Source organism: Sphingomonas sp., assembly GCF_025362505.1.
Classification (GTDB): Bacteria; Pseudomonadota; Alphaproteobacteria; order Sphingomonadales; family Sphingomonadaceae; genus Sphingomicrobium.
Genome location: NZ_JANYGG010000063.1, coordinates 23,851 through 33,283, shown reverse-complemented (window position 1 = coordinate 33,283; position 9,433 = coordinate 23,851). Strand labels below are relative to the sequence as shown.

At 64.3% G+C, this 9,433-nt stretch carries 7 protein-coding genes; 5 read left to right on the top strand and 2 right to left on the bottom strand.

All coding sequences use genetic code 11. The annotated features are described in order from the left end of the window. Positions 1-427: 427 nt before the first annotated feature. Positions 428-1,525 (top strand): histidine kinase dimerization/phosphoacceptor domain -containing protein, encoded by a 1,098-nt coding sequence (locus tag Q0R27_RS05620; RefSeq protein ID WP_293942001.1) that lies wholly within the window; start codon positions 428-430, stop codon positions 1,523-1,525. Positions 1,526-1,573: 48 nt separating this feature from the next. Here Q0R27_RS05620 and Q0R27_RS05615 read toward each other — a convergent pair whose 3' ends face one another. Next, entirely contained in the window at positions 1,574-2,476 is a 903-nt protein-coding gene (locus tag Q0R27_RS05615) for an HNH endonuclease (protein WP_293941998.1), read from the bottom strand. A gap of 98 nt (positions 2,477-2,574) precedes the next feature. On the opposite strand from Q0R27_RS05615, the gene Q0R27_RS05610 reads away from it, so the two are divergent. Next, positions 2,575-2,832: a hypothetical protein gene (locus tag Q0R27_RS05610; RefSeq protein WP_293941996.1), complete on the top strand. Its 258-nt coding sequence runs from the start codon at positions 2,575-2,577 to the stop codon at positions 2,830-2,832. Further along, positions 2,759-3,241, top strand: coding sequence for a PIN domain-containing protein (locus Q0R27_RS05605; protein ID WP_366079915.1), 483 nt, complete (start codon positions 2,759-2,761; stop codon positions 3,239-3,241). The genes Q0R27_RS05610 and Q0R27_RS05605 overlap by 74 nt, the downstream gene beginning before the upstream one ends. A gap of 140 nt (positions 3,242-3,381) precedes the next feature. Here the strand turns inward: Q0R27_RS05605 and lepA are convergent, their stop codons facing one another. Next, positions 3,382-5,214: a translation elongation factor 4 gene (lepA, locus tag Q0R27_RS05600; protein ID WP_293941990.1), complete on the bottom strand. Its 1,833-nt coding sequence runs from the start codon at positions 5,212-5,214 to the stop codon at positions 3,382-3,384. A 118-nt stretch (positions 5,215-5,332) separates the two neighbouring features. Here lepA and Q0R27_RS05595 point away from each other — a divergent pair, with 118 nt between their 5' ends. Beyond that, on the top strand, positions 5,333-6,505 hold the full coding sequence (locus Q0R27_RS05595) for a hypothetical protein (RefSeq protein ID WP_293941987.1): 1,173 nt from the start codon (positions 5,333-5,335) through the stop codon (positions 6,503-6,505). A 127-nt stretch (positions 6,506-6,632) separates the two neighbouring features. Further along, on the top strand, positions 6,633-9,422 hold the full coding sequence (locus Q0R27_RS05590) for a pitrilysin family protein (RefSeq protein ID WP_293941983.1): 2,790 nt from the start codon (positions 6,633-6,635) through the stop codon (positions 9,420-9,422). Positions 9,423-9,433: the final 11 nt, after the last annotated feature.

Sequence of the window (9,433 nt, the reverse complement as noted above, 5' to 3'; positions counted from 1 at the left end):
ACAACAACGGCTATTATGGTTACGCCCAGCCGCAGGGCTACAACGGCTATAACAACGGCTACGGCTACAACCGTACCTACGGCTATCGCACCATCCGCGTTCGCCACCACCGCTACCGTGGCTATTAAACGGTCCGACTTGGCGAGGCTATCGAAGGTGGCTTCGGCACACTGCCGGGCCGCCTTTTCGTGGCAGGTGCGCCAGCGTGCCGCCTGTCGGTGAGTGACGTTTCCGGAGTTGGCTGAAACCGGCCCGAACGGTCCGGGGCGAAAACGCTGAAAATTCCGAAGCTTGCTCGATGTTTGGCAGGGCAGCTGCGAGCCACGCACGCGTGCCACGACTGCGGCCTACCCAAAGCGGAGATCGATTTGAATAACGCTTCCCCTAAGCCCTTGCGTTTTGGGTTAGCTTGCGCTCGGTACCTCGCATGAAAGCCCAGCCTCATCCGTTCGAAGCTGCCCGCCTGGCAGCGCTGCGCGCATATGATATCCTCGATACGCCACGGGAATCGGATTTCGACGATATCGTGATGCTTGCCTCGCGGATTTGCGACGCCCCGATATCCGTCATCAACTTGATCGACGAGACGCGGCAATGGTTCAAGGCGGAAACCGGCCTTGGGGTGCGCGAAACGCCGCTCGCCTCGTCGTTGTGCGCTCATGTGATTCTGGAAGACGATTTCGTCGAAATCCCCGATACGCTGGCCGATGCGAGGATGGCGGATAATCCCTTGTGCCTCGCCGACCCGGGACTGCGCTTCTACGCTGGCGCGTTGCTCAAGTCGAAGGGCGGCTATCCGATCGGCACGTTATGCGTGCTCGACAATCAGCCGCGGACGCTCAGCCCGTTACAGCGCGATGCCCTGCGGGTTCTTGCCGATCAGGTCATGACCCAGCTCGACTTGCGGGCCGTCATCGCCAACGAGGCGGTGCTTCGCAGCGAGATCGACCATCGGGTCAAAAACTCGTTGCAGCTGATCGGCGGGTTCGTCTCGCTTGAGCGATCGGCGTTGGGCAACGACGAAGCACGCGACTCGCTCGAACGGGTAGCGCGCCAGATCAACATCGTCGCCGCGCTCCACGAGCATCTGGCGATGGACGCTACCAACGAACTGATCGAGCTTGGGCCGTACCTCGACAAGGTGGTGGGACTGATCAACTCGACGCTTCCAGCCGAAGTCACTGTCGTAGGCAGTTTCGAAAATGTGCCGGTCGTGTCGCGGGAAGCATCGATCGTGGCAACGATCGTCAACGAGCTTGCGGCGAATGCGTTAAAGCATTCGTTCAAGCGGTCGTCGGGAACGATCGACTTGAGTGGCAAGCGGGTGGCGGACGCGGGCTATCGGCTAGAGTGCAGCGATGACGCCGAGCAAGGCGAGGTCGAAGCAATCGGCCCAGGCGGACGCGTCGGGCTGGGACTCAAGATTCTAAGGGCGTCGGTGCGGCAGCTCGGCGGGACGATGACTGCGACGCACGGCAACGAGGGCTATTCGACGCGGCTCGACTTCAACTTTTCCGGTGTCTGACCGATGTCCATTCGAGGGGAGCACCACGTCTGGCCGCGTCCCCCATCCTCACCCCAGCGCCGCGCCCTTGAACACCGTCTCGCGATGCCACCGCACAAACCCCGGATCCGGCCTGCTCGCCGCATCCCCGGGCAACCGCGCATAGCCATCCGCGTTCAGTATCTTCCGCACCCCGTCGACATCGTTGATATGGTTCGACAGCAGGATCGCCGAGTCGTCCGCCACCGACAGCAACCCCCGGTCGAACATCCAGTGTACCGTTCCTGACAGCGCCAGCCCGTTCTGCACCACGTCAGGCCCCTTCGCCTCGACCGACTTGATATGCGCCGCCTCGACCTCGGCCCGCCCGCCACCATTGATGAACTGGAATCCGGTGAAGGCGCAGCGCCGGTCATACGCCTTCAGCACATGATGACGAAAAACGCGATCTCTCACCGTGCGAAGCGTGAGCACTTGCACTCGGTCCTGTTCGAATGCGTACGGTATTTGCTCTTCGGCAAACGATGCTAGCGAGTCGCGGCTATCTGTTCGAGGTAACTGGAGATCCGCCTCAAATCCAAGGTCGAAGATTCTGTTGAAGTCCGCAGCAGGTATGACTCTAACCGCCGACTGCGCTCTCCCTGAAACGGCGCCGGCTTCGTTCAACACGCTGCGTTCCGGATAAATCTTGTTGCGGCTGAACGGCACTTGCTGTTCGAACTTGAGATAAGAGGTTGGATCGATCATCGCGAGATTCATTTTTGGATCAGCGAGATCGGGAACGATAGATTCTATCCGACCGACAGCATGATACCCGCTCGGTCCAGCCTTGACTGGCTCAAGGAAGATAACCCAATCGCCAACCATCTGTAGGGCTCGCGATTGATAGTCCTTCTTGGGAAATCGATAAAAGGACCATGGCTCGTCCTTATATTTCGAATCCTTCCGATAGAGGAGAACACCTTTAGCCATTACAGCTCGATATCGTGCGTTTGCACCAGGTCAAAGCGCATGTGGACTTGCACTCGCTCTCAATGTATATACGCGTCAATCATATGGAGTCCTCACCCGTGGGCGAGCACCAGACCAAGACGTTCAGGAGCGGCAACAGCATTGCACTTCGTTTGCCCAAAGCGCTCGATGTCGGGCCCGACGAACTTATGATGGTCAGCCGCCATGGCAATGTGCTGACTGCCCGACTCGCAGACGATCCCGACGAGAAGCAGCGCAAGTTTCGGGAAATGATCGAGGACCTTGGCGCGATGTCTAAGCCGGGATCGGTGCAGAAGCGCCAGCCGATCGAGTGGCCCGAGCGGCGCGGCTCCTAAACGCTTGCGCTTTCTGATCGACACCAACGTTGCCATCCACCTTCGCGATGGTGACATAAGAGTCGGTGAACGGTTGATCGAACTCGGCCCAGACCATCATTTGTCGATCGTCAGCCGGGTAGAGCTTGAAAATGGCGCCTATGCCGAGCCCGACGAAACTATGCTTCGCCGCGGCGCCCTCGACCGCATGCTCGAGCAGATCGAGACGCTAGATTTCGGTACCCCCGAAATTGCCACCTATCGCGAGATCGTTGCGGCGATCGGCTATTCGCGGCGCAAGACGACCGATCGAATGATCGCCGCCACGGCGCTGGTCCACGGGCTAACGCTCATCACGTTCAACGGACGCGATTTTCGCGACGTCCCGGGTCTGCAGATCGAAGCTTGGGAAGGGGTAGGGAAGGAGTAGAAGACGTCACGGAGGCAAATCCGTGACGTCGACCGCGTCGCCCTTCGGGTTCGCTTCCCGGGCGCACGCCGGCCGGGCTTCCGCCGCTCGCCGCCTAAGCTCGCCTTTGCTGGCGCGAAGCCTCCCTTACGCTCGGGGCTTCACCCTTCATCCCCCATCCTGAGCGCCGCAATAAACGCCTCCTGCGGGATGCTGACACTGCCGTACTCGCGCATGCGCTTCTTGCCCTCCTTCTGCTTGTCGAGCAGCTTGCGCTTGCGGCTGGCGTCGCCGCCATAGCATTTCGCGGTGACGTCCTTGCGCATCGCGGCGATCGTCTCGCGGGCGATGACCTTGCCGCCGATCGCCGCCTGGATCGGGATCTTGAACAGATGGCGCGGGATGAGGTCCTTCAATCGCTCGCACATCTGCCGCCCGCGCGCTTCGGCGGTGCCGCGGTGGACGATCATGCTCAGCGCGTCGACCGGCTCGGCGTTGACCAGGATGCTCATCTTGACGAGGTCGCCCTCGCGATTGCCGATGGCGTGATAGTCGAAGCTCGCATAGCCGCGGCTGATCGACTTCAACCGGTCGTAAAAGTCGAACACCACCTCGTTCAAGGGCAGCTCATACTTGATCTGCGCGCGGGTCGACTTGCCGTGGCCCACATAAGTCAGATCCTTCTGGATCCCGCGCCGGTCCTGGCACAGCTTCAAAATCGCGCCGAGATATTCGTCGGGGACATAGATCGTCGCCTCGATCCACGGCTCGTCGATGCTGACGATGCGGTTGATGTCGGGCATGTCGGCCGGGTTGTGCAGTTCGATCGACTGCGCGGCTTCCGTCTTCGAATGGCTTAGCTCGATCTTGTAGACCACCGACGGAGCGGTGGTGATCAGGTCGAGGTCATATTCGCGGGTCAGCCGCTCCTGGATGATCTCGAGGTGGAGCAGCCCGAGGAACCCGCAGCGAAAGCCAAATCCCAATGCGGCACTGCTCTCGGTCTCGAAGCTGAACGACGCGTCGTTGAGCCGCAGCTTGTACAGGCTGTCGCGCAATTTCTCGAACTCGGCGGCGTCGACCGGGAACAGCCCGCAGAACACCACCGGCTGGACCAGCTTGAACCCCGGCAGCGCCTTTGCGGTGGGGCGTTTGGCGTCGGTGATCGTGTCGCCGACCGCGGTCTGGGCGACTTCCTTGATCTGCGCGGTGATGAAGCCGATTTCGCCGGGGCCTAACTCCGGGAGCTGGTCGATCTTGGGGCGGAAGCAGCCGACGCGGTCGATCAGATGCTGGCTGCCGGTGGCCATGAACTGGACCATCTGGCCCTTCTTGACCACCCCGTCGATCACCCGGACCAGGATCACGACGCCGAGGTAGGGGTCGTACCAGGAATCGACCAGCATCGCCTTCAGCGGCGCGTCGCGGTCGCCCTTGGGCGGGGGGATGACGTCGACGATCGCCTGCAGGATTTCGGGGATACCGAGCCCGGTCTTGGCGCTGGCGAACACCGCGCCCGACGCGTCGAGCCCGATGATCTCCTCGATTTCCTCGCGCACTCGCTCGGGTTCGGCGGCGGGGAGGTCGACCTTGTTGATGACCGGGACGATCTCATGGTCGTGCTCGATCGACTGGTAGACGTTGGCCAGTGTCTGCGCCTCGACCCCTTGCGCGGCGTCGACGACGAGGAGCGCGCCTTCACACGCGGCGAGGCTGCGGCTCACTTCATAGGCGAAGTCGACGTGCCCGGGCGTGTCCATGAGGTTGAGCGTGTAGTTCTCGCCGTCCTTCGCGACCCATTCAAGGCGCACCGACTGGGCCTTGATGGTGATCCCGCGCTCCTTCTCGATCTCCATGTTGTCAAGGACTTGCGCGGTCATCTCGCGCGCTGACAGGCCGCCTGTGGCCTGGATCAGCCGAGCGGCCAGGGTCGACTTGCCATGGTCGATATGCGCGATGATCGAGAAGTTTCGGATATGTTTGAGATCGGTCATGTTGCCGCCGCCGCTAGCAGAGGCGCGGGGGCGCGGCCAGTCCGGCGAGGTGCCGATCGCGGTTGGCGCGGTTGGGGCTTTGAGCTAACATCAGCCGGTCAGTACGGGGGAGCGATCGATGGCACGTGGGACCTGGTTGGCGGCGCTGGCCGCGACGACGACAATCGGGGCCGCGCCGGCCCCGGCTCCGCTGGCCTCCTACACGGTCGATGTCGCGACGATGAGCGGGCTCGGCGCGGGGATGGGCGCCGGCCGGCCGAGCCTTGGCCAGATGATGAACATGATGAGTGGCGGCGGCGGCGGGGCGGTACGAACGCTCGAGCTTCGCCTGTCGGCGCGCAACGGGGTGGCCGGGACCGCGAACCATCTGCCGCCGACCACCCTCGGCCTTGGGCCCCAGTTGCCGCTGCTCCCGCCCGAGCCGGTCGCGGCGTCGCGCGACACGCCGACCGGCTTCGAACGGCCCAAGGGACGGCTGCTGATCTATTGGGGTTGCGGCGAGCATGTTGGCCCGAACCAGCCGCAGGTCATCGACTTGGCCAAGATGATACCCGGCCAGGTCTCGCCGGCGATGATGGCGATGGCCACTGGCGCGCGTCGAGTGGTCGCTCACACGACGCTCGATCCGAAGGCCGCGCGGTGGCCCAATCGCCGCGACGACCGACCGGTTCCCGGCAACGGCTCGCTGGTCGGCGCGCACCGGGTAGAGGCAAGTTATGCCCCGCCGATCGGCTTCATACTGGGCGCGAACCAGGACTTCATGCCGGCGCTCGGCTTGCGCGAGAATGGCGCGCTGCCGTCGGGCGCGGGGCGGCTCGGCTGGACGCTCGCGTCGCAAGCGACCGGCTATGCGCTCGGCCTGTTCGGAGCAGGCGCTGGCAGCGAAGCGGGCGGCGACATGATTATCTGGTCATCCGCCACCATGGCCAACCGCTTCCCCGACATGGATTATCTCTCGCCAGCCGAGGTTCGCCGCCAGCTTGCCACCGGTGCGGTGCTGGGATCGTCCGTCAGCGAGTGCCTTCTCCCCGCTGAAGTTGCCCGCGCCGCGCCCAACGGGGTGGTGACGATGATCGGCTATGGCCCCGAAGCCGGCTTTGCCGAGGCGCCGAAAGCACCCAAGTGGGTCGCTAAGTTGCGCTACAAGAGCACCGCCACGATGATCCGCGGCCTCGATATGGAAGGCGATGCGTCTCGGTCCGGCGAGCCTCCACGGTCCGGCGAGCCGCCACGCAAGAAGAAACGCTTCGGTATCGGCGACATGCTGCGCGGGGCGATCCCGGTTCCGTGAACCTGACCGCGATTGACCGACGGTATCTGCGTTTGGTCGAAAAGCCGGGCAGTCCCTGACAAAGCGAATTGCACCCTGAGCGCAAGGCATTAGGGACAGGCAACGAACAAGTTTCAGGGGCTCCGCCATGCGTTTCCAAACTTTTGCCTTGCTCTGCGCCACCGCGCTTTCGGCGCCGTCGATCGCCGCGACAGTCGCACCCGCCGCGCCGGTATCGAGTCTCGTCCGCCAGGTCGCCATTCCTCACACGATGTTCCGCCTCGCCAACGGGCTGACAGTCATCATCCACGAGGATCACAAGGCGCCGGTGGTCGCGGTCAGCACTTGGTACAACGTCGGGTCGAAGGACGAACCCGCCGGCAAGACCGGTTTCGCGCACCTGTTCGAGCACCTCATGTTCAACGGCTCGGAGAATCTGCCCGGCGATTACTTCAAGTTCCTCCAGCAAATCGGCGCGACCGACGAGAACGGCACCACGTCGAACGACCGCACGAACTATTTCGAGACCGTCCCGACCGGCGCGCTCGAACGGACGCTGTTCATGGAAAGCGACCGCATGGGGCACCTTCTGGGAGCGGTGTCGCAAGGCGTGCTCGATAACCAGCGCAGCGTCGTCCAAAACGAGAAGCGTCAAGGCGACAGCCGGCCCGGCGGGCTCGCGCAATATGCGCTGTACGAGAATTTGTTCCCCGCCGGTCACCCCTATCACCACACGGTGATCGGATCGATGGCCGACCTCGACGCGGCCAGTCTGGCCGATGTGAAGCAGTGGTTCCGCGACAAGTACGGCCCCAACAACGCTGTGCTGGTTATCGCCGGCGACACCACTGCGGCCAAGGCCCGCCCGCTGGTCGAGCGCTATTTCGGCGCCATCGCGCGCGGCCCGGTCAATCGCCCGGCGATGGCGACGGTGCCGACGCTTGCCGCGCCCAAGACCGTGGTGCTCAAGGACGCGCTCGCCTTTACGATCATCTCGCGCAACTGGGCGGTGCCCGGGCTGCTGTCACCGCAGATGGCGGCGCTCGATGTCGGTGGTTCGATCCTGGGCGGTCTCGCCAGCTCGCGGCTCGACAAGGCGCTCGTGCGCGAGGAGAAGATCGCGATCCAGGTCAGCGCGAATTATAGTCCGCTCCAGCGCGCGGGTGTCTTTACGACCCAGATCGTCGCCAAGCCCGGGACCGACCCCGCCAAGGTCGCCGCGCGGGCCAACGCGATCATGGCCGATCTCATCGCCCGGGGCCCGACCGCAGACGAGGTCCAGCGCGCCGTGACGAGCGAAGTCGCCGGGCGCATCCGCGGGCTCGAGCAGGTCGGCGGGTTCGGCGGCAAGGCGGTGAGCCTGGCGGAAGGGCAGACTTTCGCCGGCACCAGCAACTTCTACCAGCGTACGCTCGCAGCCTATGCCGCGGTCACCCCGGCCAGCGTTCGCGCGGCGATGCAACAATGGCTGAACAGGCCGGCACTGACGATTTCGATCTCGCCCGGCCAGCGCGAAGCCTATGCCGAAACGAAGGTTACCAAGCCCGCCGCGCCCAAGGCCGAGCAGGCGCCGCCCAAGCCGACGCGCGCGTTGCCGCCGCTTGGGCGACTGACCGCGCTGCAGTGGCCCGCGATCGTCCACACCAGCCTCGCGAACGGCATCCCGATTGTCTACGCCCAGCGAAGCGCGGTGCCGTTGACCCAGCTGGCGCTGTCGTTCGACGCGGGCAATGCCGCCGACGCGCCGGACCAGCGCGGGCTTGCGGCGATGACCGTCGGTCTGCTCGAGGAAGGCACCACCAGCCGCTCGTCGCAGCAACTGGCGGAGGCGGAGGAACGGCTCGGCGCCAATATTGGCACCGGTAATACCGCCGATCGCTCGACTGTCACCCTTTCGGCGCTGTCGCCCAATCTCGCGCCGTCGATCGATCTTTTGACCGACATCGTCCAGCACCCGGCATTTGCCCCGGCTGAGATCGACCGGGTCCGCGTCCAGGCGCTCACCGGCATCGCCCAGACACTCAAGGATCCGACCCGCGTCGCCCAGCGCGTGCTGCCGGTCGCGCTTTATGGACCGAGCCATCCCTACGGCGGGCCAGCCGGTGGCGACCCCGCCGCGATCGCCAAATTCACGCGTGACGATCTCGCCGGCTTCAAGCAGCGCTGGCTGCGGCCCGATACGGCCAAGATCTTCGTCGTTTCGGACCGCCCGCTGGCTGACATCAAGCCGCTTCTGGAGGCGCGCTTCGGCGGATGGGCAGCACCATCGGCGGCGCGCGGGGTCAAGGCGTTCACCGCCCCTCCTGCGCGGCCGGCGGCGTCGCGGATCTTGCTGGTCGACCGGCCCGGCGCGCCGCAATCGACGATCGCCGGTGGGCAGCTCCTGCCGGTCGATCCGCGCGGCGACACGGTTCCGCTGCAGGCCGCCAACGACGTGCTCGGCGGCAGCTTCCTGTCGCGGCTCAACATGGACCTGCGCGAAAGCAAGGGCTGGTCATATGGCGTTGGCAGCTCGGCCCAGTTGCTCGCCAATGGCGTTGCCTACACTGTCTCGGCGCCGGTCCAGGCCGATCGCACCGGTGACTCGCTGATCGCGCTGACCGGCGATATCGGCGATTTCCTCGGCACCAAGGGGGTCAGCGAGGAGGAATTGAGCCTTACGATCGCCAACAGCGTCAACCAGCTTCCAGGCCAGTTCGAAACGAGCGCGGCGCTGCTCGCGGCGATGATGCGCACCGATTTGCTTGGCCGGCCCGACGATTTCTACGTCGGACTTGCCGCGCGCTACCGGGCGCAGACGGCGGCCGGGCTCGACCGCGCGATCCGCGGCGCGATTGCCCCCAATGGCTTTACCTGGGTGGTCGTCGGCGACGCCGCGAAGGTCCGCCCGCAGCTGGAGAAGACGGGGCTTCCGATCGAAGTGGTCGAGGCGAAGTGAATTTCGCCGAC

What these genes read in the sequence shown, in the direction of transcription:
- lepA (WP_293941990.1), bottom strand. Translation starts at nt 5,214, where the DNA reads ATGACCGATCTCAAACATATCCGAAACTTCTCGATCATCGCGCATATC.
- Q0R27_RS05590 (WP_293941983.1), top strand. Translation starts at nt 6,633, where the DNA reads ATGCGTTTCCAAACTTTTGCCTTGCTCTGCGCCACCGCGCTTTCGGCG.
- Q0R27_RS05615 (WP_293941998.1), bottom strand. Translation starts at nt 2,476, where the DNA reads ATGGCTAAAGGTGTTCTCCTCTATCGGAAGGATTCGAAATATAAGGAC.
- Q0R27_RS05595 (WP_293941987.1), top strand. Translation starts at nt 5,333, where the DNA reads ATGGCACGTGGGACCTGGTTGGCGGCGCTGGCCGCGACGACGACAATC.
- Q0R27_RS05620 (WP_293942001.1), top strand. Translation starts at nt 428, where the DNA reads ATGAAAGCCCAGCCTCATCCGTTCGAAGCTGCCCGCCTGGCAGCGCTG.